Origin of the sequence: Paenibacillus sp. B01 (assembly GCF_009649995.1) — a bacterium.
Taxonomy (GTDB): Bacteria; Bacillota; Bacilli; order Paenibacillales; family Paenibacillaceae; genus Paenibacillus_O; species Paenibacillus_O pasadenensis.
The window spans coordinates 15,001-39,109 of sequence record NZ_CP045802.1; the positions used below are offsets into that span (position 1 = coordinate 15,001).

Annotated in this window: 28 protein-coding genes, 2 rRNA genes and 1 riboswitch (1 of these 31 cut by a window edge); of the genes, 28 read left to right on the forward strand and 2 right to left on the reverse strand. The window is 60.0% G+C overall.

Annotated features, from left to right (window positions below; genetic code table 11):
* Both GE073_RS00060 and rrf read left to right on the forward strand, forming a co-directional pair.
* Positions 1–1,495 (forward strand): 23S ribosomal RNA (locus GE073_RS00060); it begins 1,445 nt to the left of the window's first position.
* A gap of 85 nt (positions 1,496–1,580) precedes the next feature.
* Positions 1,581–1,697 (forward strand): 5S ribosomal RNA (gene rrf, locus GE073_RS00065).
* A gap of 109 nt (positions 1,698–1,806) precedes the next feature.
* Here the strand turns inward: rrf and GE073_RS00070 are convergent.
* Positions 1,807–2,349 carry a hypothetical protein gene (locus GE073_RS00070; RefSeq protein ID WP_101807360.1) on the reverse strand — a complete coding sequence of 181 codons (543 nt, stop codon included), beginning with the start codon at positions 2,347–2,349 and terminating at the stop codon, positions 1,807–1,809.
* A gap of 228 nt (positions 2,350–2,577) precedes the next feature.
* Here GE073_RS00070 and GE073_RS00075 point away from each other — a divergent pair, with 228 nt between their 5' ends.
* From GE073_RS00075 to rsmI, 10 genes are all read left to right on the forward strand, one after another.
* A complete protein-coding gene (locus GE073_RS00075) occupies positions 2,578–2,754 on the forward strand; it encodes a sigma factor G inhibitor Gin (RefSeq protein WP_323744212.1) in 177 nt (58 codons plus the stop codon).
* Between the two features lie 102 nt (positions 2,755–2,856).
* Entirely contained in the window at positions 2,857–4,428 is a 1,572-nt protein-coding gene (locus tag GE073_RS00080; protein ID WP_153784620.1) for an aminotransferase class I/II-fold pyridoxal phosphate-dependent enzyme, read from the forward strand.
* A gap of 77 nt (positions 4,429–4,505) precedes the next feature.
* Positions 4,506–5,162, forward strand: coding sequence for a dTMP kinase (gene tmk / locus GE073_RS00085; RefSeq protein ID WP_101807672.1), 657 nt, complete (start codon positions 4,506–4,508; stop codon positions 5,160–5,162).
* A 26-nt stretch (positions 5,163–5,188) separates the two neighbouring features.
* Entirely contained in the window at positions 5,189–5,518 is a 330-nt protein-coding gene (locus GE073_RS00090; protein ID WP_028598280.1) for a cyclic-di-AMP receptor, read from the forward strand.
* Between the two features lie 16 nt (positions 5,519–5,534).
* Positions 5,535–5,978 (forward strand): YaaR family protein, encoded by a 444-nt coding sequence (locus tag GE073_RS00095; protein WP_101807359.1) that lies wholly within the window; start codon positions 5,535–5,537, stop codon positions 5,976–5,978.
* A gap of 17 nt (positions 5,979–5,995) precedes the next feature.
* Positions 5,996–6,976 (forward strand): DNA polymerase III subunit delta', encoded by a 981-nt coding sequence (gene holB / locus GE073_RS00100; RefSeq protein WP_101807358.1) that lies wholly within the window; start codon positions 5,996–5,998, stop codon positions 6,974–6,976.
* Positions 6,977–6,979: 3 nt separating this feature from the next.
* Complete coding sequence (locus GE073_RS00105) at positions 6,980–7,783, forward strand: PSP1 domain-containing protein (RefSeq protein ID WP_028598277.1); 804 nt, start codon at positions 6,980–6,982, stop codon at positions 7,781–7,783.
* A gap of 55 nt (positions 7,784–7,838) precedes the next feature.
* Complete coding sequence (locus GE073_RS00110; protein WP_153782505.1) at positions 7,839–8,237, forward strand: initiation-control protein YabA; 399 nt, start codon at positions 7,839–7,841, stop codon at positions 8,235–8,237.
* 83 nt (positions 8,238–8,320) lie between these two features.
* Positions 8,321–9,106 (forward strand): tRNA1(Val) (adenine(37)-N6)-methyltransferase, encoded by a 786-nt coding sequence (locus tag GE073_RS00115; protein WP_153782506.1) that lies wholly within the window; start codon positions 8,321–8,323, stop codon positions 9,104–9,106.
* A complete protein-coding gene (gene rsmI, locus GE073_RS00120) occupies positions 9,072–9,941 on the forward strand; it encodes a 16S rRNA (cytidine(1402)-2'-O)-methyltransferase (protein WP_153782507.1) in 870 nt (289 codons plus the stop codon). Before GE073_RS00115 ends, rsmI begins: the two co-directional genes overlap by 35 nt.
* Before the next feature lie 108 nt (positions 9,942–10,049).
* On the opposite strand, the gene GE073_RS00125 is transcribed toward rsmI, so the two are convergent.
* A complete protein-coding gene (locus tag GE073_RS00125) occupies positions 10,050–10,304 on the reverse strand; it encodes an AbrB/MazE/SpoVT family DNA-binding domain-containing protein (RefSeq protein ID WP_028598273.1) in 255 nt (84 codons plus the stop codon).
* A gap of 275 nt (positions 10,305–10,579) precedes the next feature.
* On the opposite strand from GE073_RS00125, the gene GE073_RS00130 reads away from it, so the two are divergent.
* From GE073_RS00130 to GE073_RS00205, 16 genes are all read left to right on the forward strand, one after another.
* Positions 10,580–11,896 (forward strand): HD domain-containing protein, encoded by a 1,317-nt coding sequence (locus tag GE073_RS00130; RefSeq protein ID WP_153782508.1) that lies wholly within the window; start codon positions 10,580–10,582, stop codon positions 11,894–11,896.
* A gap of 13 nt (positions 11,897–11,909) precedes the next feature.
* Positions 11,910–12,683 (forward strand): TatD family hydrolase, encoded by a 774-nt coding sequence (locus GE073_RS00135; protein WP_153782509.1) that lies wholly within the window; start codon positions 11,910–11,912, stop codon positions 12,681–12,683.
* Positions 12,684–12,863: 180 nt separating this feature from the next.
* Positions 12,864–13,086: riboswitch (cyclic di-AMP (ydaO/yuaA leader) on the forward strand.
* A 237-nt stretch (positions 13,087–13,323) separates the two neighbouring features.
* Positions 13,324–14,478 carry a resuscitation-promoting factor gene (locus GE073_RS00140; protein ID WP_228551210.1) on the forward strand — a complete coding sequence of 385 codons (1,155 nt, stop codon included), beginning with the start codon at positions 13,324–13,326 and terminating at the stop codon, positions 14,476–14,478.
* Between the two features lie 147 nt (positions 14,479–14,625).
* On the forward strand, positions 14,626–15,174 hold the full coding sequence (gene rnmV / locus GE073_RS00145) for a ribonuclease M5 (protein ID WP_153782511.1): 549 nt from the start codon (positions 14,626–14,628) through the stop codon (positions 15,172–15,174).
* Entirely contained in the window at positions 15,171–16,049 is an 879-nt protein-coding gene (gene rsmA / locus GE073_RS00150) for a 16S rRNA (adenine(1518)-N(6)/adenine(1519)-N(6))-dimethyltransferase RsmA (protein WP_028598268.1), read from the forward strand. The genes rnmV and rsmA overlap by 4 nt, the downstream gene beginning before the upstream one ends.
* An 87-nt stretch (positions 16,050–16,136) precedes the next feature.
* The gene (gene yabG / locus GE073_RS00155; RefSeq protein WP_028598267.1) at positions 16,137–17,027 is read left to right on the forward strand and encodes a sporulation peptidase YabG; all 891 of its coding nucleotides are present in this window, start codon (positions 16,137–16,139) and stop codon (positions 17,025–17,027) included.
* Between the two features lie 136 nt (positions 17,028–17,163).
* Positions 17,164–17,436 (forward strand): biofilm formation stimulator Veg, encoded by a 273-nt coding sequence (gene veg / locus GE073_RS00160; protein WP_028598266.1) that lies wholly within the window; start codon positions 17,164–17,166, stop codon positions 17,434–17,436.
* Positions 17,437–17,604: 168 nt separating this feature from the next.
* A complete protein-coding gene (locus GE073_RS00165) occupies positions 17,605–17,787 on the forward strand; it encodes a small, acid-soluble spore protein, alpha/beta type (RefSeq protein WP_028598265.1) in 183 nt (60 codons plus the stop codon).
* A 112-nt stretch (positions 17,788–17,899) separates the two neighbouring features.
* The gene (gene ispE, locus GE073_RS00170) at positions 17,900–18,772 is read left to right on the forward strand and encodes a 4-(cytidine 5'-diphospho)-2-C-methyl-D-erythritol kinase (protein ID WP_101807356.1); all 873 of its coding nucleotides are present in this window, start codon (positions 17,900–17,902) and stop codon (positions 18,770–18,772) included.
* A gap of 65 nt (positions 18,773–18,837) precedes the next feature.
* Positions 18,838–19,668 carry a pur operon repressor gene (gene purR, locus GE073_RS00175; RefSeq protein WP_028598263.1) on the forward strand — a complete coding sequence of 277 codons (831 nt, stop codon included), beginning with the start codon at positions 18,838–18,840 and terminating at the stop codon, positions 19,666–19,668.
* Between the two features lie 13 nt (positions 19,669–19,681).
* Complete coding sequence (locus GE073_RS00180; RefSeq protein ID WP_028598262.1) at positions 19,682–20,071, forward strand: RidA family protein; 390 nt, start codon at positions 19,682–19,684, stop codon at positions 20,069–20,071.
* A gap of 129 nt (positions 20,072–20,200) precedes the next feature.
* Positions 20,201–20,488 carry a septation regulator SpoVG gene (gene spoVG / locus GE073_RS00185; RefSeq protein WP_020620824.1) on the forward strand — a complete coding sequence of 96 codons (288 nt, stop codon included), beginning with the start codon at positions 20,201–20,203 and terminating at the stop codon, positions 20,486–20,488.
* Positions 20,489–20,621: 133 nt separating this feature from the next.
* On the forward strand, positions 20,622–22,019 hold the full coding sequence (glmU, locus tag GE073_RS00190) for a bifunctional UDP-N-acetylglucosamine diphosphorylase/glucosamine-1-phosphate N-acetyltransferase GlmU (RefSeq protein ID WP_028598261.1): 1,398 nt from the start codon (positions 20,622–20,624) through the stop codon (positions 22,017–22,019).
* 264 nt (positions 22,020–22,283) lie between these two features.
* Entirely contained in the window at positions 22,284–22,928 is a 645-nt protein-coding gene (locus tag GE073_RS00195; RefSeq protein WP_153782512.1) for a 50S ribosomal protein L25, read from the forward strand.
* 179 nt (positions 22,929–23,107) lie between these two features.
* A complete protein-coding gene (gene pth / locus GE073_RS00200; protein ID WP_153782513.1) occupies positions 23,108–23,668 on the forward strand; it encodes an aminoacyl-tRNA hydrolase in 561 nt (186 codons plus the stop codon).
* 68 nt (positions 23,669–23,736) lie between these two features.
* On the forward strand, positions 23,737–23,970 hold the full coding sequence (locus GE073_RS00205; RefSeq protein WP_028598257.1) for an anti-sigma-F factor Fin family protein: 234 nt from the start codon (positions 23,737–23,739) through the stop codon (positions 23,968–23,970).
* The last annotated feature ends 139 nt before the right edge of the window (positions 23,971–24,109 follow it).

Here is a 24,109-nt window from a genome sequence, read left to right on the forward strand (position 1 = left end):
GATATTCCTGTACCACCGTAAGCCGTTATGAGCGATGGAGTGACGCAGAAGGGTAGTGACGCGGACCGATGGATGTGTCCGTCCAAGCAGTGAGGCTGGTTTGTTGGCAAATCCGCAAACCGTAAGGCTGGGCTGTGATGGGGAGGGAAACTTACAGTACCGAAGGTCATGATCTCCAGCTGCCAAGAAAAGCTTCTAGCCAGGCGAAGGTGCCCGTACCGCAAACCGACACAGGTAGGCGAGCAGAGCATGCTAAGGCGCGCGGAGTAACTCTCGTTAAGGAACTCGGCAACATGACCCCGTAACTTCGGGAGAAGGGGTGCCTCGGTAGGGTGAATAGCCCGAGGGGGCCGCAGTGAAAAGGCCCAAGCGACTGTTTAGCAAAAAACACAGGTCTGTGCGAAGCCGTAAGGCGAAGTATACGGGCTGACGCCTGCCCGGTGCTGGAAGGTTAAGGGGAGCGGTTAGGGGCAACCCGAAGCTGTGAACCGAAGCCCCAGTAAACGGCGGCCGTAACTATAACGGTCCTAAGGTAGCGAAATTCCTTGTCAGGTAAATTCTGACCCGCACGAATGGCGTAACGACTTGGGCGCTGTCTCAACGAGAGATCCGGTGAAATTTTACTACCTGTGAAGATGCAGGTTACCCGCGACAAGACGGAAAGACCCCATGGAGCTTTACTGCAGCTTGATATTGGACTTTGGTACGATCTGTACAGGATAGGTGGGAGCCTAGGAAGCCGGAGCGCCAGCTTCGGAGGAGGCGCCGTTGGGATACCACCCTGATCGTATCGGAGTTCTAACCTGTCACCGTGAAGCCGGTGAAGGGACCGTGTCAGGCGGGCAGTTTGACTGGGGCGGTCGCCTCCTAAAATGTAACGGAGGCGCCCAAAGGTTCCCTCAGAATGGTTGGAAATCATTCGAAGCGTGCAAAGGCATAAGGGAGCTTGACTGCGAGACCAACAAGTCGAGCAGGGACGAAAGTCGGGCTTAGTGATCCGGTGGTACCGAATGGAAGGGCCATCGCTCAACGGATAAAAGCTACCCTGGGGATAACAGGCTTATCTCCCCCAAGAGTCCACATCGACGGGGAGGTTTGGCACCTCGATGTCGGCTCATCGCATCCTGGGGCTGAAGTAGGTCCCAAGGGTTGGGCTGTTCGCCCATTAAAGCGGTACGCGAGCTGGGTTCAGAACGTCGTGAGACAGTTCGGTCCCTATCTGTCGTGGGCGTAGGAAATTTGAGAGGAGCTGTCCTTAGTACGAGAGGACCGGGATGGACGTACCGCTGGTGTACCAGTTGTTCCGCCAGGAGCACCGCTGGGTAGCTACGTACGGACGGGATAAGCGCTGAAAGCATCTAAGCGCGAAGCCCCCCTCAAGATGAGATTTCCCAGTATGTAAGACCCCTGGAAGACGACCAGGTCGATAGGCTCGAGGTGGAAGCGCGGCAACGTGTGCAGCTGACGAGTACTAATCGGTCGAGGGCTTATCCTACTCCAGCAAGAAACAGCCGGTCAGCACGGCATTTCGTTCGATCCAGTTTTCAGGGCGCAAGCCTACGCCTTGAGCAAGCAGGACGTTTGGTGGCGATGGCGGAAGGGAACCACGCGTACCCATCCCGAACACGACCGTTAAGCCTTCCAGCGCCGATGGTACTTGGACCGCAGGGTCCTGGGAGAGTAGGACGTCGCCAAGCACTTGCAACCACGAGCCGCCGCATCTTCGGATGCGGCGGCCTTTGCATGGACCAGGCTTCATTCGATCTTCTTCAGGTTATATAAAAGAAGACCAGGCATCGGCCTGATCTAACGATGATAGTAAGAGAAGAACGGCTCCTCGAAGGGGAGCTTGATGACGCCGTCCCTGTTCTCCTTATGGAGGCGGACGATGGCATAGACGAGCGGAGCCAGCAGCCATAGATGCAGCAGCAGATAAGCGGAGAGCAGCCATGGAGACAGCCACGGGTAGAAAGCTCCGATGGCGCAGGCTCCGATCCAAAGCTTGTGGAGCTGAAGCCGCTGGAAAACGGACAGTTCCATCGGCAGCACCGGCATATAGCCGGGAAAGGGAAGCTTCCATCTCCATTGCCAGCGGCGGGAAGTGGACTCCAGCGAATGCCTGCGTAGGAGAGCCATGCGGATAATGGCCGCATGCATGGCGGGAATCAACATAAAGCCCGTCATCAGGCCGAGCAGCGACGGCCAAGGGTCGGCGATAAGCAGCGCGAGCGCAAGGGTCGCGCCGGAGATGTAGTAGAACCGCTGAAAGCCTTGCTCGAAGGCTAGCTTGCGGACAAGCTTATATTGATAGATGGTCGCTTCCTTCTGCTCGGATAGAGGCTGGAACATGGAATCCTCCTTGGAATGAAGCCCGTCTGCTCGGAACGGCGCCAGCCGTGGACCCGATGCGCCAATCACCCTTGGCGAGGAGCGGCATATCTTATAGAAGCGCGGATGGGCTGATGTCATCTTCCTGCTTATTATAGCGAAGCGCAGGTATGAATTGCTAGAATGAAGGGCATAATGCTACTATCATTGCAAGGAAAGAAAGGCGGATGGGTGATGCATGAGGAAGCCATGTGCAACTGCATCGTATGCGGCGAGCTGAAACCCCATGACCAAGGATTGCGAATCGTGACTGAATTCATATGCGGGAGCTGCGAGAGGGAAATGGTGCAAACCGATGTGCTGGATGAGAAATATCCGTTCTACGTCCATCAGATGAGACAGATCTGGATCCATAAAAATGCTTGAGCTTCCGCCATGAACGGCGGGAGCTTTTTTTTGGACGGGCGGACCGCTACAATGAAGAAAAAGATCCGTTGAGCGGGAAAGGAAGCCGTTTCTTTGAAGAGAATGATGCCGATCGTAGACATGCTGCAGCGGCACGCCGCTGCCCGGCCCTTGTCTTTTCATGTCCCTGGCCACAAAGGAATCGCGAGATCGCTGGCGGCATCGGAACGCTGGAACGACGAGAGCGACGACGGAGCGCCATCGTTCCTAGCCGCCCTAGGCGGACTGCTGCCTATGGATGTGACGGAGCTGAGCGATACGGACGACCTGCATGATCCGTCCGGAGCCATCGAGCAGGGGCAGCAGCTTGCTGCCCGCCGCTTCGGAGCCGAGGAGACGGCGTTCCTCGTCGGAGGAAGCACGGCCGGCAATCTCGCTCTTCTGCTCGGCTGCACGGGGCCAGGGGATATCGTGCTGGTCCAGCGCAATGTCCATAAATCTGTCTTGAACGGCATCCGGCTGAGCGGCGCGGAAGCCGTCTTTCTGGAGCCGCGCATCGAGACGGCAAGCGGCCTGATGGAGCTGCCCGAGCTGGCAGCGGTCGAACAAGCGCTTCGCAGCTGGCCTCAGGCCAAGGCGCTTTTTCTCAGCACCCCGAGCTATTACGGCTGGTCGCGCGACCTGCATCCTTATGCGGAGCTCGTTCATCGGACCGGATGCTTGCTGCTCGTAGACGAGGCCCATGGCGCGCATTATGGCCTTCACCCGAGCTTGCCGTCAGGAGCGCTGCAGGCCGGCGCGGATGCCGTCGTCCAGTCGACGCACAAGACGCTTCACGCGATGACGATGGGGGCGATGCTGCACATGCAGGGAGAGAGGCTGGATCGACGGAAGGTGAAGGCGATGCTCGCCGCGCTGCAGAGCTCCTCTCCATCGTACCCGATTATGGCTTCGCTCGATCTCGCGCGCGGACTGCTCGATGAGCACGGGGAAGAGTGGTTCGCTCCCGGCCTGGAGGCTGCGGCGGCGATCCGCAGCGGCATTCGCCGAAGCGCGCGATGGGGGCTTGCGGAGGATCTTCTTGAGGACGGGGAGATTCGCACGGACCCGCTGCGACTAATCGTTCATGACCGGCTGGGCGGAATCCAAGGCTTCGAGCTGCTGCGGCAGCTGGAGGAACGGGGCATCTGGGCGGAGATGGCCGACGAGTCCTATGTCGTGCTGCTCGTCGGCGCGCGTACCGGCATCGAGGAAGCGGAGCGGCTCCTGGCCGCTCTTGCGGAGCTGGAAGCGCTCGTAGACGAGGGATTGTCCGCGGTGGAAAGAGCCTTCGGCCGCGCAGAGGCGCGGGATGACGAATCGGATACGGATAGCGAACAGGCGCATGGCGCAGAAGCGGCCTCCGGAGATGATGCCGAGGCCGGCTCGAACGAGCCTGCCTTTCTTTTCTCCAAGCCGACCAGGCTGGAACGCTTCCCGCCGGAGGAAAGGGAAACCGAGCTGGTGCCGCTGCTGGAGGCAGCTGGCCGCATCAGCGCCGAGACGATCATTCCCTACCCGCCGGGAATACCGCTCGTGCTGGAGGGAGAGCCGCTTACGGATCGGGCAATCGCAAGCATGCAGCGGCTGAAAGAAGCGAGGTTTCAGGGTAAAAATGCGTCTGAACGAGGCTGGATCCGGGTAAGGCGACAATAAGCCTTTCGGCGGAGCCGCGCGGTTTCGCGCCCGATCTATGGTATGATAAAGGGAAACCAGATGCAGGGAGCATGAACGTGTCTAAAGGAACCTTCATTACAATAGAGGGCGGAGAAGGAGCGGGCAAGACGACGCTGATCCGCTCCCTCGCGGCGGAGCTGCAGGCGAAAGGGCAGTCCGTGCTGACGACCCGCGAGCCGGGAGGAATTCCGATCGCGGAGAGGATCCGTTCGGTCATCCTCGACAAGGCCCATACGAGCATGGATGCCCGCACGGAGGCGCTGCTGTACGCGGCCGCCCGCAGGCAGCATCTCGTCGAAAAGGTCGTGCCTGCGCTTGAAGCGGGGCAATGGGTCATCTGCGACCGCTTCATCGACAGCAGCCTCGCGTATCAAGGCTATGCCCGGGGGCTCGGCATCGAGGAGGTCCGCGGAATCAACCGTTATGCGATCGGCGAGTGGATGCCCGACGCGACGCTATGGCTCGACTTGCCGCCCGAGCTCGGCCTTGCGCGGATCGCGGCTTCGAGCGAGCGGGAGGTCAATCGGCTTGACCTCGAGGCGGAGTCGTTCCACCGCCGCGTCCGAGAGGGCTATCGGCTGCTCTTCGAGCAGGAGCCGCGCCGCATTTTCCGGCTGGACGCCTCTTTGACGCCCGATTCGATTCGGGATGAGGCGATGCGGGTCCTTTGGCCCCGACAGCAGGAATCCTTGGGAAGCATGTCGAATTTTTAACCCAAATATGATCTGGAGGGATGAGGATGAAGCTCGTCATCGCCGTCGTACAGGATAAAGACAGCAACCGCCTTTCCAACGCCTTGGTAAGCGCAGGCTTCCGGGCGACCAAGCTGGCCAGCACAGGAGGCTTCCTCAAGGCCGGCAACACGACGTTCATGATCGGAATCGAGGATGAACGGGTGCATGAGGTGCTTCATTGCATCCGCTCCAACTGCAAGGTGCGCGACCAGCTCGTCACTCCGGTGTCGCCGATGGGCGGCACGACGGATTCGTATATTCCTTTCCCCGTCGAGGTCCAGGTGGGGGGCGCGGCGGTGTTCGTGCTTCCGGTCGAGCGCTTCGAACACTTCTGACAGGAGACGGTAGGCCATGAAGATCGATCCAGGATACCGCGCGCTCGGACAGGACCGCGTGTCGGGCGGTGGAGCGGGCCGGGCGGTGCAGCCGAAGTCGTTCGCCGATGTCATGCAGCAGCAGAACGGCAGCCGGACGCGCGAGGAGCTGCAGCAGAAGCTGCAGGACATCCAGGCGCAGGGCGATCGGCTCGCCCGCTCCATGACCGTGCGCGAGCTGCAGACGTACAAGGCGATGGTCAAGCAGTTCCTCGAGCTGACGGTGCGGCGCGGCGTCGGCATCAAGGACGTGCGCAGCATGGACCGCAGAGGCCGGATCAAGCGGCATAAGCTGCTCGACGAGGTCGACGACAGCCTGCTCGCGATGGCGGAGGAGCTGCTGCAGACGGAGCAGGGACGCATGCAGCTGCTGCAGAGCGTAGGCGACATCCGCGGCCTGCTTATCAATCTGCTCTTTTAATAGAAAGGATTCGATCCGTGAAACTTTCCGATATCCCCGGCCAGGGCAAGGCCAAGCAGATTCTTCAGCATGCGCTGCGCACCGGCAAGGTGTCCCATGCGTATTTGTTCGCCGGGCCGAACGGCACCGGCAAGCTGCAGACGGCGCTCGCGTTCGCGCAGGCGCTTTTTTGCTCTTCCGGCGGCGACGACGCCTGCGGGGAGTGCCTCGAATGCCGCAAGTTCGAGCATGGCAACCAGCCGGATCTGCACCGCATCGCGCCGGACGGCCAGTCGGTCAAGCTTGGCCAGATCCAGGAGCTTCAGCGGGAGATGTCCTATCGGACGGCCGATGCCGGCAGCCGCAAGGTCTACCTCATCGAAAAAGCCGATGCCATGACGCCGCAGGCCGCCAACAGCCTGCTGAAGTTTCTGGAGGAGCCGGTCTCGCCGACGGTGGCGATCCTGCTGGCGACGCATCCCGGCTCGGTGCTTCCGACGATCGCTTCCCGCAGCCAGCCGGTGCCGTTCCTCCCCTATTCCACGGAGGAGATGCTGGAGCAGCTGATCGCCGCAGGAGAGCCTCCGCTGCTCGCTCGAGCGGCCGTCCATCTGGCCTCCGGCAAGGACGCTTCAAGGGCTTTGGCGGCGCAAGTTGGGTTTGCAGAAATCCGAAATGTAGTGATACAATTAGGCAAGGAGAGCTTGTCTCGATTCACTGCGGCTCTGGTCACCGTTCAGCAGCGCCTGTCCAAGACAGACCTGGGTGCCGATCCGCAGCTGCTTTTGTCCTTATTGGTGTTATGGTATAGAGACATGATTCATTTTCAGGCCGGACGGTCTGACAAGATGGTTTTCATAGATCAGCTGGATTGGATAAGCGCCCATGCCTTCACGAAGCCGGCAGCCTACTGGGTGTCGTGCATGGAGCATACGATGCGGGCAGCGGGGATGATCAAGGCGAATGTCGCTCCCCAGCTTGCCCTCGAGCAATTAATGGTACGTCTACAGGAGGGTTAATCCTTGTATAATGTCGTCGGTGTCCGCTTCAAAAAAGCGGGCAAGATCTATTACTTTGATCCCGTCGATCATCCCGTAGGAACGGACCATCATGTCATTGTGGAAACGGCCCGGGGTGTGGAATACGGCAAAGTCGTAGTCGGACAGAAACAAGTAGACGAATCAGACGTAGTTCTCCCGCTTAAAAAAGTCATTCGCATCGCCAGCGAGCAGGACGCCAAAGTCGTGGAAGAGAACCGTGGCGCCGCCCAGAACGCCTTCGCGACTTGCTTGGACAAGATCCGCGCGCACGGCCTCAAGATGAAGCTGGTCGATGTCGAATTTACGTTCGATCGCAACAAGATCATTTTTTACTTCACGGCCGAAGGCCGGATCGACTTCCGCGAGCTCGTCAAGGATCTGGCCAGCGTGTTCCGGACCCGGATCGAGCTGAGGCAGATCGGAGTCCGCGACGAGGCCAAGATGCTGGGCGGCATCGGGCCTTGCGGACGCGTGCTCTGCTGCTCGTCCTGGCTGGGCGACTTCGATCCGGTGTCCATCAAGATGGCCAAGGATCAGAGCCTCTCGCTCAATCCGACCAAGATTTCCGGTTTGTGCGGCAGGCTGATGTGCTGCTTGAAATTTGAGCATGATAACTACGAGAGCATCCGGGAAGAAATGCCCTCCGTCGGAAAGACGGTCGTCACTTCGCACGGAGAGGGGCGCGTCACCGGCATCAATGCCTCGTCCAAGAAGGTGTTCGTTCAGCTCTTCGATCAAGGCGGACGTCCGAAGGAAATGCCGATCGACGAGGTTGTAGTCAAGTAAGGCCGGCTCCAGCCGGGCTTGAATGATTTGCAGCAAAGCTCTGGGGTGTGAGTTCTTGGACAATAAGGATCTTTTCCTGCATTTGGAGGAGCTTGAAGCGACGGTTGGCGAATTCCATCGCGAGCTGGGGGAGCTGAAGCTCAGCGTCAAGCAGCTGCTCGAAGCGAACCAGCAGCTGACGATCGAGAACCGCCAGCTGCGCAAGGTGCTCAAAAAAGAGACCAATCCGCACGGGGAACGGCGCAAGGCCGGTCCGGGCGGGGCGGCGCAAGCCGCTACGACGGCAGCCGTCCTGCCGGATGAAGCCCATCGCGAGGACGTTCCGGCAGTCGGGGAAGGGCATGACAATCTGGCCCGCCTCTATCATGAGGGCTTCCACATCTGCAACGTGAACTACGGTCATCTGCGCACCGAAGGAGATTGCTTGTTCTGCCTCTCCTTCCTGAACAAATAACCCTCTCAGGACCCGCATGCGGGTCCTGTTTGTCGTCATGGGGCGACGTTTCATTCCATTCCCGAAAGGAGAAGCTATGCATCATGGAGCCTGATCTTTTGCCCAGCGAAAGGCTGGATGATCTGCTGACCCACCGGCTCCGCATCATCCAAAGCCGGGAGGTGTTCAGCTTCTCGATGGACGCGGTGCTGCTGGCCCGCTTCGCCGGCGTCCCGAAGCGCGGCCGCATCGTCGATCTATGCACCGGCAACGGCGTCGTGCCGCTGCTGCTCTCGACTCGCACCGAGGCCGGCATCGACGCGGTAGAGATCCAGCCGCGCCTTGCGGATATGGCGCGGCGGAGCGTCGCCCTCAACGGGCTCGAAAAGCGGATCCGCATCGTCGAAGGCGATCTGCGGCAGCTGGCCAAGCCGCTCGGCTACGGCAGCTACGACGCGGTGACGATCAACCCGCCCTATCTGCCTCCGGCCAGCGGCGACCGCAACGAAAATCCGCATGTGGCGGCGGCACGCCATGAGATGAACGGCACGCTGGAAGAAATCGTCGAGCAATGCGCGCGGCTGCTGCGGACCGGCGGCCGAGTCTCGATGGTGCATCGTCCGGGACGGCTGATCGAGATCGTCTCCGCCATGACCCGTCATAAGCTGGAGCCGAAGCGGCTCCGCTTCGTCCATCCCCATGCCGGCTCGGAGGCCAATATGGTGCTGATCGAGGCGGTGCGCGGCGGGCGCCCGTCCGTGCGCCTGCTTCCGCCGTTGATCGTGTACAAGGACGACGGGAGTTACAGCGAGGAGATCATGGAGATTTATTTTCAACAAGGAAGGGGAAAGCCGGATGCAGCTGCAGAAGAGCTTCGAACCGACGGATAAAGGAACGCTGTACCTGGTGGCGACGCCGATCGGCAATCTGGAGGACATGACGATGCGGGCGATCCGCATCCTCAAGGAAGCCGCGCTGATCGCGGCGGAGGATACGAGGCAGACGCGAAAGCTGCTCAGCCGCTTCGAGATCGAAAACCGCCTGGTCAGCTATCACGAGCACAACAAGGCCAGCAGCGGCCCGGAGCTGCTGCGGCTGTTGGAGGAAGGGAGCAGCATCGCGCTGGTCAGCGATGCCGGCATGCCGGCCATATCCGATCCGGGGGCCGATCTCGCCCGCGACGCGGCTGCCCGGGGCATCCCGGTCGTGCCGGTGCCGGGAGCGAACGCTGCCTTGTCGGCGCTCGTCATGTCGGGCTTGCCTACGGAGCGCTTCACCTTCGCCGGATTTCCACCGCGGGACAAGAAGTCGCTGGAGAAATGGCTGGAGCCGCTGAAGGCGCTGCCGGGCACGCTGCTGCTGTACGAATCGCCTCATCGCATCCGCAAGACGCTGCCCGTGCTGCTTGAGCGTCTCGGCGACCGGGAGGCCGCGATGATCCGCGAGCTGACCAAGCGCCATGAGGAGGCGGCGCGGGGCAGGCTGTCCGAGCTGATCGCGCATCTGGAGGAGCATGAGCCGCTGGGCGAATACTGCCTCGTCATCGCCGAAGGGGAGCCGGTAGAAGCGGTAGCCGGTACGCCATGGTGGCAGGCGCTCGAGCTGGAGCGGCATGTCGAGCATTACGAGCGTCTCGGCCAGGACCGCAAGGAGGCCATCAAGCTGGCGGCCGCCGATCGGGGCCTGTCCAAGCGCGAGGTCTATAATGAAGTCATGCGTAAATAAAAAAGGACCTTCCTGAACCGCGAACGGTTCAGGAAGGCAAGGAAGGAGTATAAAAAGGTTAGAAATACCTTGGGTTAAGTTGCTAAAACCTAGTATACCTGATTTATTCTATTTTGTCACAGGGGAAGGCATTTCAGACAGGCAGGAATTGCAGACGATCTTTCCTTTGAAATAAGCGACGTTTTCCGCATTGCCGCAGAAGATGCAGGCAGGCTCGTATTTCTTGAGCATGATGCGCTCTCCATCCACGTAGATCTCCAGGGCGTCCTTTTCTCCGATTCCGAGGGTGCGGCGCAGTTCGATCGGGATGACGACGCGTCCAAGCTCATCGACTTTACGTACAATTCCGGTAGACTTCATCATAGGGCAACTTAACCCCTTTCTAAGTTTCATGTATCGTCATGATTCGACAAAAAGCTACTTTTTATGATCCCTATCATACCAACCATTCCCAAAACAGTCAACCTGCCATTTTGGCCGCGATTCGCGGTGTAATAAGGCATGACAGGCGCTACAAGGGGTTCTAACCTAGGTAATCTTACTATAAGCAAGATTCAATTGGAAATATATTTGCGACATTATTCGACAAAAACCTGGGTTTTTTGTCGAAACTATGAACAGAAAGCAGGGTGGGGACAATGACGAGGCTGGAAGAGGAAAAAGTATTCAAGGATCCTGTCCATAAATACATCTACGTGCAAGATCAACTGATCTGGGACCTGATCGATACGCCGGAGTTTCAGCGGCTGCGGAGAATCCGCCAGCTCGGCACGACCTACCTGACCTTTCACGGAGCGGAGCATAGCCGGTTCAGCCATTCCCTCGGCGTGTACGAGATCACCCGCCGCATCATCTCGCAATTCGAACGGAGCGAGTACCCGGACTGGCCGAGGGAGGAGAAGCTGCTCTGCCTGTGCGCGGCTTTGCTGCATGATCTCGGCCATGGACCGTTCTCCCACTCGATCGAAGAAGTCATGGAGTTCGACCATGAGGAATGGAGCTGCCATATAATAGAGGGAAAGACGGAAGTGAACCGTCTTCTGAGCACGGTGGAGCCCGATTTTCCGCGCAAGGTCGCTTCTGTGATCCGCAAGAATTACGAAAAGCCGATCGTCGTCAATCTCGTCTCGAGCCAGATGGATGCGGATCGGATGGATTATCTGCTGAGGGACGCTTACTTTACCGGCGCGAACTACGGCATGTTCGATCTGGATCGGATTCTGCGCGTGCTGCGGCCTCATCAGGGCCGGATTGTCGTCAAGGGCAGCGGGATGCATGCCGTGGAGGATTATCTCATGAGCCGGTATCAGATGTACTGGCAGGTGTATTTCCATCCGGTGACCCGCAGCTCGGAGATCATCCTCCGCAAGATCCTGCTCCGTGCGCAGGAGCTGTGCCGCTCGGGCTATCCGTTCAGGTGGATCCCGGATCCGATCGTCAAGCTGTTCCAAGGAAGGCTCGACGTCGTCTCCTACTTGAAGCTCGACGAGGCGCTCGTGCAGACGGCGTTCGCGGCATGGACGGAGGAGGAGGACAAGCTGCTGGCGCAGCTGTGCTCCCGGTTTCTACATCGCAGATTGTACAAATATATAACCTTCGAAAAAGAGCATGAATCAGAGGCGCAGCTCTGCTTCGAGGAGCTGGCGGCGGCCGGAATGGACCCGGGGTATGAGCTCGAAATTGATTTTCCTTACGATCTTCCTTATCATGTGTATCGTTCGGCGGCCGAGGGCTTGACCGAAGGCGGAAGAGGCAAGCCTCCGATCCTGCTGCTCGAGCCGAGCGGAGCGGTGACGGAGATCTCGCTGCGTTCCGATGTCGTTCCTTCCATTACAGGCATGCACCGGGGCCATTACCGTCTTTATTATGATGAAGAAGCAGCCGGACGGATCCGGCAGAAGCTGCAGCCGCGGACGCGGGCCCGGCTGGGCTTGGAGCGAGGCGGCGAGGCATGAAAGGAGTCGAACCATGAAAGGAATCATCGACACGCACACCCATATGGACTCACCTAAATTCGACAACGACCGCGCCGAGGCGATCCAGCGCGCGCGGGAAGCAGGCGTGGAGCTGATGTTCAATGTCGGCTTCAATCGGGAAACGATCCCGACGACGCTGGAGCTTGCCGAAACGTATCCGTTCGTGTATGCCATCGTCGGCTGGCATCCGACCGACACGGCCGATCTGCGCGAGGGCGATCTCGCCTGGGTCGAGTCGCTGATGAGCCATCCGAAGGTCGTCGCGCTCGGAGAGATCGGGCTCGACTATTATTGGGACACCTCTCCGAAGGAGGTTCAGCAGCAGGCGTTCCGCGACCAGATCGCGATCGCCAAGCGATGCCGCAAGCCGATCGTCATCCATAATCGAGACGCCCATGAGGATGTCGTCCGCATCCTGCGGGAGGAGAAGGCGGCCGAGGTCGGAGGCATCATGCACTGCTACTCCGGCAGCTGGGAAACGGCGAAGCAATGCCTCGACATGAACTTCTACATTTCCTTCGGCGGGCCGGTCACCTTCAAAAATGCAAGGGTTCCCAAAGAGGTGCTCGCGCAAGTGCCGCTGGATCGATTGCTCCTTGAAACGGACTCTCCATACCTCGCTCCGCACCCCCATCGGGGCAAGCGAAACGAGTCCTCGTTCGTCACGCTCGTAGCCGAAACGGCGGCGGAAATAAAAGGAAGAACTGTTGAAGAAATCGTTTCCATCACCTCTGCAAATGCAAGAAAATGTTTCCAAATTTCTTAAAACGACGTGATTTCGGCTGAAAAAAGGCTTCCAGACGAGAGAAATTGATCTTTCCTTGGTGAAAACGCCTGCCATCGCCAGAAAACCCTCGATTTTGGGTCTCAAAGGATTTTATCGTGTCTTTACAATCGCTTGAAGGAAACGGTATGATTCAACACAGAGCTTTGAGTGATGCAGGATTTTCATCATTCGCTTAATCTCCCCGGACGGGGAGAGCGGGGGAACCATCGCAGCAGAAGGGACGCAAGCCGTACATACCGAAGGGTTGACGCTTGACCGCCAGACAAGCTGTGCTTTTCCAGGGGTGAATTCGCCGGGACCACGAGCAGGGTCCTTGAGCCGATAGGGCAGCTCTCTTGCCCGAACCCGTCAGCTAACCTCGTAAGCGCATATAAGAGAGATCAACCTCGTGCTCCACTTCCACCTGATCGTGACCAACCCGGGAAGCCACGAAACAGATCCTCTGTCGACGGCTTCTTTTTGTTTGAATAATGAATTATACGTCGACATAGGGTTAACGGTGGAGGTGAGGCGAGGCGGCCAGCGGCGTGCTGCTCGGCACGTACAAAACCAAATAGTCGCGTCTTGAATTATCATGCGTAACACGAGGCGGCGGGGCTATGTAAGGAGGACCGAAGAAGTGGGCGCTATCCCTTTAAAGGAAACCCATGTACAACGATCATCCAGCAAGTCTTTCCAATGGCGATGGAAGCATGACAACCTGCGTTTGATTGTCCTTAGCATAACGATCTCACTCGCAATGACTTTCATGTTTTTGGTATTGCTGAAAGGGACGTCGGAAAAAAGCGTCTCTCTGGTGTTGAACGGGCAAGAAAAAATCATAAGCACGAGCCATTCCTCGCTCCAGCAGCTGCTGGAGGAGCAGGCGATCGCGGTCGGACCGTATGACGAGCTGTCCATCCCGCTCGGCGCCGCGCTCCAGGAAGGCGACCGCATCGTGATCGACCAGGCGGTGCCGGTGACGATTCTTGCCGACGGCAAGACCTTGCAGGTCAATACCACCAAAAAGACCGTGGAAGCGGCGATCGGGGAATCCAATATTGCCGTACGGGAGCAGGATAAAGTATTCCCAAGCTCCGAAAGCAAGCTGAAAGCCAACATGACGATCCGCGTCATGAGAATCGACAAGCAGCAAGTCAAGACCACGCACGACATTCCGTTCACCGTTGTCCGCAAGCAGGACGCTACCTTGGAAAAGGGGCAGCTCAAAATGGTGAAGGCCGGCCAGAACGGCCAACTCGTCAAAACCTTCGAAAAGGTGTACCAGGACGGCAAACTGGTCACACAGACTCTGCTCGCCAAATCCATGGAAAAACCAGCCGTCAGCAAAATCGTGGCGGTGGGAACCAAGGAAAAGCCTAAACCGAAGCCGGCGGTCCTGACCGCGGCATCCTCATCTCCAACTACTGCTCTGACCAAATCCGGTCTCAATCTCAAAGCCAAGAAAGTGCTCACTAACGTTACCCTGACCGCGTATACCGCCGGATTCGCCTCGACAGGCAAATCCAAGGGCGATCCCGGTTACGGCATCACCGCCTCCGGAGCCAAAGTTTCCGAAGGGCGCACCATTGCAGTCGACCCGGATGTCATCCCGATGGGATGGTGGGTGTATATAGAAGGGATCGGCTTCCGCCGCGCCGAAGATACGGGCGGAGCGATCAACGGCAAAAAAATCGATGTGTTCTACGAAAGTGAATCCTACGTGAAGAAATTCGGCAAGAAGCGCGGCTATACGGTCTATGTCCTTGGACCGACCAAGCCGAAGCTGAGCTGATCTTTTGCGAGCGGGCCCGCTGTCTTTCAGCGGCCCGTTTTGGGCGTTTATAAGGGATATGCGAGGAGTAAGCGGCATCGAAAGGGTTAAAGCTAGTCGTAATCTTTTACCCTGTCGCAAGCAAGCGGAATCAAAGGAGACAAGCCAGTGATCAAGGAAATCATCGTGGTGGAGGGCAAGGACGATACGGCGGCGATCAAGCGGGCCGTCGAGGCCGATACGATCGAGACGAACGGCTCGGCCATCGGCGAGGAGGTGCTGCGCCGGATCGAGCTGGCGATGGAGCGGAGGGGCGTCATCATCTTCACCGACCCCGACCATGCCGGCGAGCGCATCCGCAAAATCGTCTCGCAGCGGATCCCGGGCTGCAAGCATGCGTTCCTGCCCCAGGAGGACGCCCTCTACCGCGGCGACATCGGCGTCGAGAACGCTTCGCCGGAGGCGGTGCGGCGCGCGCTTGCGACCGTGCGCACGGAAGGAGCGGCGGGCGAGGCGGAAATCACCCATGCCGATCTGATGGAGGCGGGGCTGCTCGTCCATCCGGATGCCGCGCGGCGCCGGCTGCTCATGGGCAATCGGCTCGGCATCGGCTATTGCAACGGCAAGCAGTTCATGAAGCGCTGCGCAAGCTTCCGGATCAGCCGGAAGGAATTCCGCGAGGCGCTGGAGCAGATGAAGGAGGAAATCGGATCATGACCGATGTAGCGACACCGAGAAGGACGAAGGAAATCATCGAGCGGCACGGATTCTCCTTCAAGAAGAGCCTGGGCCAGAACTTCCTGATCGACCCGAACATCCTGAACAAGATCGTGTCGGCCGCAGGGCTCGACAAGACGAAAGGCGCGCTCGAGATCGGTCCCGGCATCGGCGCCCTGACCGAGCAGCTCGCCCGCCAGGCGAAAGCGGTCGCCGCGGTTGAGATCGACCAGCGCCTCATCCCGATCCTGCAGGAGGTGCTCGGAGCGGAGGAGCATGTCTCGGTCGTGCATGCCGACGTGCTGGAGCTCGACCTGCAGCAGCTGTTCCGCGACAAGTTCGCGGAGACGAGCGCGGTCAGCGTCGTCGCCAACCTGCCCTATTACGTGACGACGCCGATTCTGATGAAGCTGCTCGAGCAGCGGCTGCCGCTGGAGAACATCGTCGTCATGATCCAGAAGGAGGTCGCCGAGCGGATGGCGGCAAAGCCGGGCACCAAAGCCTACGGCAGCCTCAGCGTGGCGGTGCAGTACTACGCGGTGCCGGAGCTGGTCTGCATCGTGCCGCATACGGTGTTCATCCCGCAGCCGAACGTCGACTCGGCGGTCATCAAGCTGGCGATGCGGGACAAGCCTGCGGTCGAGGTGGCCGACGAGGACTTCTTCTTCCGCACGGTGCAGGCGTGCTTCGCGCAGCGGCGCAAGACGATCCACAACAACCTGTCGTCCTGGCTCGGCAAAAACCGGCGCGAGGAGCTGACCCGCGTCCTGCAGGAGACGGGCATCGACCCGGTGCGCCGCGGCGAGACGCTCTCGCTGCCGGAGTATGCCGCGCTCGCGGCGGCCCTCGAGCGGGAAGGCCTGAAGCAAGCCTGACCTGATGATTTGAACCCCCCGGTTTCCGATCCGGCTGTCACCATTCGCCCTCATTGCCCATAGGCTGAGGCTAGAGGTGATGGCACAGTGGAAACTGGGGATTTTGTCGTTCGGCGATCCTATGGAGGAGACGTGCTTTTCCGGGTGGAGGCGGTTTATGGGGATACGGCCATACTTAAAGGATCGGATTACCGTCTGCTCGCGGACGCGCCGCTCGCCGACCTGGAGAAGGTAGCGAACCCGGAGGAGCTGGGCGTCACGAAATCGCTGAGAAGCAAGGTGAAGGCTTCGAACCGGCGCATGAGCGCGGAACTCATCGACCATGCCTTCGCCAGCGAGCTCGACTACCGACCGGAAGAGAAGCATGCGTATTTCGACCTGCCGGGCAAGGTGCTGCATCTCGATGGAGATGCGAACTACATGCGCAAGAGCATGCAGCTGTACAATCAGATGAACGTGCCTGCTCAAGGGCTGCACGTGGCGGAGAACCAGATGGCGGACCTGCTCTATCGTCTGCTCCCGCAGGTCAAGCCGGACATCGTCGTCATCACGGGCCATGACGGGCTGCTCAAGACGCCGGGCCGCAGCGAGCTGTACAGCATCGGCAGCTACAAGAACTCGCAGAACTTCGTCAACGCGGTGCACGTCGCCCGCGAATATGACAAGAACCGCGACAACCTCGTCGTCGTGGCCGGCGCCTGCCAGTCCTATTACGAGGCGCTGCTGCAGTCCGGAGCGAACTTCGCCAGCTCGCCCGGCCGCATCCTGATCCATGCGCTCGATCCGGTCTACATCGCGATCAAGGCGAGCTACACGTCGATCCGCGAATGCGTGAACCTGCCGGATGTCATCCACGGCACGATTTCGGGCATCGATGGCGTCGGCGGCATCGAGACGATGGGACGCTATCGGGTCGGCTTGCCGAAGCCGATCGAGGTCAAGCAGGTCAAGCCGAATCCTTATTATATGGGAGGGTGAAAGCCCGCTCTTGCGCCTTGAGAAAGTCGAAAAATATTCATTGACACTAAAGTTGGTACGATGATATAATTTTCGTTTATTTGACATTGCCATCCTTCTTGGGCTATAATGGACAAGGAAAGAGGTGGTAGTGCCAATGGCTAGAAATGCTTTGTCGGAAATCAAGCGCAGCATGGAAGCTCATATTGGAGCCAAGATCATGTTGCGGGCCAATGGAGGCCGGCGCAAGACGGTTGAACGTTCTGGTGTTTTGGAAGAAACCTACCCATCTGTTTTCATCGTGAAGCTTGACCAGGATCAGCACGCATTCAAGCGGGTATCCTACAGCTATGCGGATATTTTGACGGACTCGGTCGAGGTTACCGTCTGCAATGACGAAGGTCAGGTGCGGATCAACCCGCTGCATTGACGAATAGATCAGGTTTCACGGGGAAACCTTCGCGCGCGGCCGCTGCCAGCGCGTTTTTTTTGGCTGTTTTTCCTCCGCATACTCGGCTGGGCGTTCCCTCATACTACGGAGGGCGATAGCGGCAAGAGCTTGCCGTCCGCACCTGAGAGCGAAAAGGAGGCATGCAGCATGAGCCGCAGAAGGCGCAGCACGATGTCGGAGCAGCTGAAGGTGGAGCTGGCCAAGGATCTGGGCTTCTACGATACGGTCCAGCAGGAAGGCTGGGGCGGCATCAAGGCGAAGGATGCCGGCAACATGGTGAAGCGGGCCATCCAAATGGCGGAGCAGGCCGCTTCGCGCCAGCAGCGATAGCAGGAACGAGGCGGATCCGGACGCGTCCAGCGGCGGGCCGCCTTTTCGCTTTTCTCCCGGTCGGATGCTATAATAGATGCAGTTTATCTAACGAACGGGTGGATCGGACGACATGAAAATCTACGAGAAGGCGCCGGCCAAGATCAATCTGCTGCTGGACGTCCTGCGCAAGCGCGAGGACGGCTTCCACGAGGTGGAGATGATCATGACGATGGTGGACCTTTCCGACCGGCTCGAGATGGAAGAGCTGCAGCGGGATGCCATCATCATTTCCAGCCAAGCCGGGTACATACCGCTTGACGAAAAGAACCTCGCCTTCCAGGCGGCCAGGCTGATCAAGGAGCGCTATGACGTCAAGAAGGGCGTCTACATCCATCTGGACAAGAAGATTCCCGTCGCGGCCGGCCTGGCCGGCGGGAGCAGCGATGCGGCGGCGGCGCTGCGCGGCCTGAACCGGCTGTGGCGGCTCGGCATTCCGGACGAGGAGCTCGCGGTCCTCGGGGCGGAGCTCGGCTCGGACGTGCCCTTTTGCGTGACGGGCGGGACGGCGCTGGCGACGGGCCGGGGAGAGAAGCTGGAGCCGATCGAGAATCCGCCGTCCTGCTGGGTCGTGCTGGCCAAGCCGCCGATCAACGTCTCGACAGCGGACGTATACGGCCGCTTCCGGGTGAGCGCGATCGACCGCCATCCGTCGGTGCCGCGCATGCTGGACGCGATCCGCGGAGGATCGTTCACCGGCGTCTGCGAGGAGCTCGGCAACGTGCTGGAGGATGTGACGCTGCGCCTGTACCCGGAGGTGCGGATGCTCAAGGAAAGCATGCTGCGGCTCGGCGCGGACGGCGTGCTCATGTCGGGCAGCGGGCCGACCGTATTCGGCCTTGTCTCCAAGGAGGCCAAGCTGGCGCGCATCTACAACGGGCTGCGCGGCTTCTGCAAGGAAGTGTACGTGGTAAGAATGCTCACATCTCCAGGAGTCCAATCTTGATTAAATCCGTATAAAGATGGTATATTGTCTTTACAATATTCGGATTTAGCCAGGGGGACCCCAAGGTGAAGAAGCTTAAGCGCAGCGCGCGATTGGTCGAGATGACCCAGTATTTGCTCAATCGTCCCCATACGTTGATTTCTCTGACCGCATTCGCGGATCGTTACCAGTCGGCCAAGTCCTCGATCAGCGAGGATCTGGCCATCATCAAGGAAGTATTCGAGGAAGAAGGCATCGGCCAGCTGCAGACGCTCGCCGGCGCGGCGGGCGGCGTCAAGTTCATCCCGCGGATGGCCGCCGAGGCGTCGCTGGACATCGTCCGGCGGGTATGCCGGGAGCTGGAGCAGCCGGAGCGGGTGCTTCCGGGCGGCTACCTGTACATGACGGACATGCTCGGCCAGCCGAATCTGCTGAACGACGTGGGCCGCATTTTTGCGACCGCTTTCGCCGATCGGCCGATCGACGTCATCATGACGGTGGAGACCAAGGGCATCCCGCTCGCCTACGCGACGGCCTCCTGCCTCAACCTGCCGGTCGTCATCGTGCGCCGCGACAACAAGGTGACCGAGGGCTCGGCCGTGAGCATCAATTACGTCTCCGGCTCCAACAAGCGCATCCAGACGATGTCGCTCGCCCGGCGCGCGCTCAAGGAGCAGTCGCGCGTGCTCATCATCGACGACTTCATGAAGGCCGGCGGCACCGTTCAGGGCATGATGGACCTGCTGCATGAATTCAATGCGACGGTCGCGGGCGTCGGCGTGTTCGTCGAGTCCGGCGAGGTCGGGACCGAGGACCGGCTGCTCGAGGACTATGTGTCGCTCGCCAAGCTGACGGCCGTCGACCTCAAGACGAAGCAGACGACGATCGTGCCGGGCAATTATTTCGATACCGAATAGGGGGCTGCTCTCCATGTCCAAGCTTGAACCGATCATCGCCGCCGGCGCTCCGGCCGCGATCGGACCGTATTCCCACGCCGTGAAGCTCGGCGGACTGCTGTTCACCTCCGGCCAGATCCCGCTGCTGCCGGACGGCACGCTGGTCGAGGGCGGCATCGAGGAGCAGGCGCGGCAGGTGTTCCGCAACCTGGAGGCCGTGCTGGCCGCAGGCGGCTCCTCGCTCGCGCAGGTCGTCAAGGCGACCGTCTTCCTCAAGGACATGAACCAGTTCGCGGCGGTCAACGAGGTGTACGCTTCCTTCTTCGGCGACCACAAGCCGGCCCGCTCGGCCGTGGAAGTGGCGCGTCTGCCGAAGGATGTCCTTGTCGAAATCGAGCTGATCGCATCGACAGATGTCGAATGATCCCGAACTTCGTTTATTTCCAAAATTTATTTTATAAAACGGCTCTGAATTGGCAGAATCAAGAAGGAATCGGTACGGATTTGTGGAATAATACACCAAGTCTTCGATAGGCAAAGGTGGTGAACACAAGTGCAGATTACTGATGTCAGACTCCGCCGCGTTAATTCCGAAGGTCGTATGAAGGCTATCGCATCCATCACCATCGATAATGAATTTGTCGTTCATGACATTCGCGTCATCGACGGGAACAATGGCATGTTTGTCGCGATGCCGAGCAAGCGTACGCCTGACGGGGAATTCCGGGATATCGCCCACCCCATCTCTTCCACCACCCGGGAGAAAATTCAAGCCGCTGTGCTCGCCGAGTACGAGCGAGCCGCAACGGAAGAGGAAGTTGCAATCGAAGAAGGCGCCTGATCCCATCGGGGCCGGAACAGTTCAGCATGGTTGGGGGGCCTTCGGGCTCCCTTTCTTTTTTGCGTGGGATGGGATATATATATAGGAATGCTAGTCAAACGAGAACAACGGAAATCAGGGAGGTCGGTCAGCTGTGAATCGGATGGCGGTCGTGCTTGCTGCAGGACAAGGCAAGCGCATGAAGTCGAAGCTGTACAAGGTGCTGCATCCCGTATGCGGGAAGCCGATGGTAGGGCATGTCGTCGATACGGTGGAAAAGGCGGCTTGTCAGGAAATCGTCGTCGTGACGGGACATGGAGCGGCCCAGGTGCAGAGCTACCTCGAGGGACGGGCTCGGTTCGCGCTGCAGGAGCAGCAGCTGGGCACCGGCCACGCCGTGCGCCAGGCCGAGACGCTGCTGGCCGGCAAGGAAGGCACGACGATCGTCATCTGCGGCGACACGCCGCTCGTCACGGCCGAGACGATCGAGGCGATGCTGGAGCTGCATGAGGCGAGCGGCGCGGCGGCGACGGTGCTGACGGCGGAATTCGCCGATCCGACCGGCTACGGCCGCGTCATCCGCGGCGACGAGGGCGCGGTGACGCGCATCGTGGAGCAGAAGGACTGCTCGCCGGCGGAAGCGGCGGTCAAGGAGATCAACACCGGCACGTACTGCTTCGACAACCGCAAGCTGTTCGAGGCGCTCGCCCGCGTCACCAACGACAACGCCCAGGGCGAATACTACCTGACCGACGTCGTCGGCATCTTCGTCTCCGGCGGCGAGACGGTACAGGCGTACTGCACGTCCGATCTGGCGGAGGCGATCGGGGTCAACGACCGGATCGCGCTCGGCGAGGCGGAGCGCCTCATGCAGGCCCGCATCGTGCGACGCCACCAGGTGAACGGCGTGACGTTCATCGACACGACGGCGGCCTATATCGAGGACGGCGTAGAGATCGGCGCGGATACGGTCATCTATCCGGGAACGGTGCTGCGCGGCCGCACGGTCATTGGCGAGGACTGCGTCATCGGACCGCAAGCCGACATCAAGGACTCGACCCTCGCGAGCGGCGTCACGGTGCGCTACAGCACCGTCGACCAGTCGGAGGCGGGCGAGGGCAGCTCCATCGGTCCATATGCGAACCTGCGCCCGGGCTCCAAGCTCGGCAAGGCGTGCAAGATCGGCGATTTCGTCGAGCTCAAAAACGCGGTGCTCGGCGACGAGAGCAAGGTGTCGCATCTGAGCTATGTCGGCGACGCCGAGGTCGGCAGCGGCGTGAACATCGGCTGCGGCGCGATTACGGTCAACTACGACGGCTTCAACAAGTCCAAGACGATCATCGGCGACGACGCCTTCATCGGCAGCAACGTCAACCTGATTGCGCCGGTCACGATCGGCGACGGCGCGTACGTCGTCGCCGGCTCCACCGTCACGCATGACGTGCCGGGCGGAGACCTGGCCATCGCGCGCGAGCGCCAGGTCAACAAGCCGGGCTACGCGGACAAGATCCGCGCCCGCGCCAAGGCGAAAAAGGAGCGCGGCAAAAGCTGAGCGAAGGGCCCGCTAGAGCTTGGCGGCGGCGCTCCCAGGAACAGCGCCGCCAGACAGAAAGCCCAAGCAGCCGTCCCGGCCGGGACGGCTGCTTGGCGTACGTTGAATCGGATTCAAAAAGGCTGGCGGACGGCCCGAATCGGCCTTTTTCGAGCCGCGGTCCCGCAGCCTCCGTGTTTAAAGCTCGCCGCGCATGGGTATAGTTAGGGAAAGCTGGACATCCTGTCCACAGGTGCAAGGGACCTAAAGAGGAGGAAGACAATCATGGCGATTACCATGCAAGCCGAAGCCCGCAGCAACGCGTCGAAGGGAAGCCTTCGCAAGCTCCGCCAGGAGGGCCGGGTTCCGGCAGTCGTGTACGGCAAAAAGCTCGAATCTTCGTCGGTTATTTCCCTGGAGGAGAAGGCAGTGCTTCATCTGCTTCGCTCCCAGCCCAATGCCATCATCGAGCTCTCGATTCCGGAGGCCGGCAAGCAGCCGGTCATGATTACGGACGTGCAGCGCGACGCGCTCTCGCGCAGGCTGATCCACGTCGATCTGCATCAGATCAATATGAACGAGGAGATCAAGGCTTCGGTCCGCGTCGATCTGACCGGCGACTCCACAGGCGTCCGCGAAGGCGGCGTGCTGTCGGTGACGCTGCACGAGGTCGAGGTGCAATGCCTCCCGAACCATATTCCGGAGTCGCTTGAAGCGGACATCTCCGGCCTCGGGGTCGGCGAGAACCTGTCCGCAGGCGAGCTGAAGCTGCCGGACAAGGTGCAGCTCGTCACCGATCCGGAGCAGATCATCGCCGGCGTGCTGGCGCCGCAGAAGGAAGTTTCCGAGGACGAGGCCGAGGAATCGGCGAAGGAAGACGAGAAGGCGGCGGCCCGTTCCGAGGATGCGAACGCGGTCGACGAAGAATAGAGCTTGGCCGCACGGCGCGCCCCGCACGGGGCGCGCTTTTTTGTGCGGACGGAAAGGGCGGCAGCGGCCTGCCGGACCGGCCGTTCCTGCCGGAGAGGCTCGGCGGTCCGCAGTGGGCGAAGCGGCCGCGGATATGGTACAGTGGTTCGTAGACGACGAACAGAAAGGTGCAGCGACAAATGAAATGGATCGTAGGGCTCGGCAATCCCGGGCCGCAATACGCGGATACCCGCCACAACATCGGCTTCAAGGTGGTCGACGCGCTTGCCGAGCGATGGGACATCAAGGTGACGCAGGCCAAGTGCCGCGCGCTGATCGGCGACGGCCGCGTCGGGAGCGAGAAGGTGTGGCTCGTCAAGCCGATGACGTACATGAACCTGTCCGGCGAGTCGATGAAGGCGTTCATGAAGTATTTCGACGCGAAGCTCGAGGATGTCATCGTCGTCTACGACGACATGGACACGGAGACGGGCAAGATCCGGCTGCGCTATCAGGGCGGCCCGGGCGGCCATAACGGCATCAAGTCGATCATCCAGCATATGGGCACGCAGAGCTTCAACCGCATCCGCATGGGCGTCTCGCGGCCGACGAACGGCATGGTCATCGCCGACTACGTGCTCTCCAACTTTCCCAAAAGCGAGCGCGAGGCGGTGCTGTCGATGACCGAACGGGCCTGCGACGCGGCGGAGCATGCGCTGGTCCACCCGTTCGACGACACGATGGGCAAGTTCAACGGCTAGCGGACTGCGTTAAAAGAGCCAGAAAGTGGGCATACTGGAGCCAAACCCTTGGACAGGAGGCCCCTTTCATGGCGATTCATTACGAGTGCCGACATTGCCGGACGCCGCTCGGCACGATCTCCAGCCTGCACGGCATTCCGGAGAACCGGCTCGGCCTGCATTTCTTGACCCTCGAGGAACGCAGCGATATAATAGCGTATAATCCGCAAGGCGACATGGTCGTCAAGCTCGTCTGCGACTATTGCAGCGAGGCGGCGCTGCGGCATCCGGAGCTGCTTCTCGTATCCAGCCCGCTGCAGTAGCGGATTCGATTCCCTTCGACAACAAGTACACAAGTACGACAACATAGGCAAGAGCCTTGGCGGGTAGCTGAGGCTTCTTTGCGTGCTGCTGCCCGTTGTCGCCCCAAGGCCCCTCGCGGATCAGGAGGCCTTTGTTGCC

Excerpts from the sequence above, each read along its gene's own strand:
- GE073_RS00070 (WP_101807360.1), bottom strand. The coding sequence starts at position 2,349 with ATGTTCCAGCCTCTATCCGAGCAGAAGGAAGCGACCATCTATCAATAT.
- GE073_RS00075 (WP_323744212.1), top strand. The coding sequence starts at position 2,578 with ATGTGCAACTGCATCGTATGCGGCGAGCTGAAACCCCATGACCAAGGA.
- GE073_RS00080 (WP_153784620.1), top strand. The coding sequence starts at position 2,857 with ATGATGCCGATCGTAGACATGCTGCAGCGGCACGCCGCTGCCCGGCCC.
- GE073_RS00090 (WP_028598280.1), top strand. The coding sequence starts at position 5,189 with ATGAAGCTCGTCATCGCCGTCGTACAGGATAAAGACAGCAACCGCCTT.
- GE073_RS00095 (WP_101807359.1), top strand. The coding sequence starts at position 5,535 with ATGAAGATCGATCCAGGATACCGCGCGCTCGGACAGGACCGCGTGTCG.
- GE073_RS00115 (WP_153782506.1), top strand. The coding sequence starts at position 8,321 with ATGGAGCCTGATCTTTTGCCCAGCGAAAGGCTGGATGATCTGCTGACC.
- rsmI (WP_153782507.1), top strand. The coding sequence starts at position 9,072 with ATGCAGCTGCAGAAGAGCTTCGAACCGACGGATAAAGGAACGCTGTAC.
- GE073_RS00125 (WP_028598273.1), bottom strand. The coding sequence starts at position 10,304 with ATGATGAAGTCTACCGGAATTGTACGTAAAGTCGATGAGCTTGGACGC.
- GE073_RS00130 (WP_153782508.1), top strand. The coding sequence starts at position 10,580 with ATGACGAGGCTGGAAGAGGAAAAAGTATTCAAGGATCCTGTCCATAAA.
- GE073_RS00135 (WP_153782509.1), top strand. The coding sequence starts at position 11,910 with ATGAAAGGAATCATCGACACGCACACCCATATGGACTCACCTAAATTC.
- rsmA (WP_028598268.1), top strand. The coding sequence starts at position 15,171 with ATGACCGATGTAGCGACACCGAGAAGGACGAAGGAAATCATCGAGCGG.
- veg (WP_028598266.1), top strand. The coding sequence starts at position 17,164 with ATGGCTAGAAATGCTTTGTCGGAAATCAAGCGCAGCATGGAAGCTCAT.
- GE073_RS00165 (WP_028598265.1), top strand. The coding sequence starts at position 17,605 with ATGAGCCGCAGAAGGCGCAGCACGATGTCGGAGCAGCTGAAGGTGGAG.
- ispE (WP_101807356.1), top strand. The coding sequence starts at position 17,900 with ATGAAAATCTACGAGAAGGCGCCGGCCAAGATCAATCTGCTGCTGGAC.
- GE073_RS00180 (WP_028598262.1), top strand. The coding sequence starts at position 19,682 with ATGTCCAAGCTTGAACCGATCATCGCCGCCGGCGCTCCGGCCGCGATC.
- GE073_RS00195 (WP_153782512.1), top strand. The coding sequence starts at position 22,284 with ATGGCGATTACCATGCAAGCCGAAGCCCGCAGCAACGCGTCGAAGGGA.
- pth (WP_153782513.1), top strand. The coding sequence starts at position 23,108 with ATGAAATGGATCGTAGGGCTCGGCAATCCCGGGCCGCAATACGCGGAT.
- GE073_RS00205 (WP_028598257.1), top strand. The coding sequence starts at position 23,737 with ATGGCGATTCATTACGAGTGCCGACATTGCCGGACGCCGCTCGGCACG.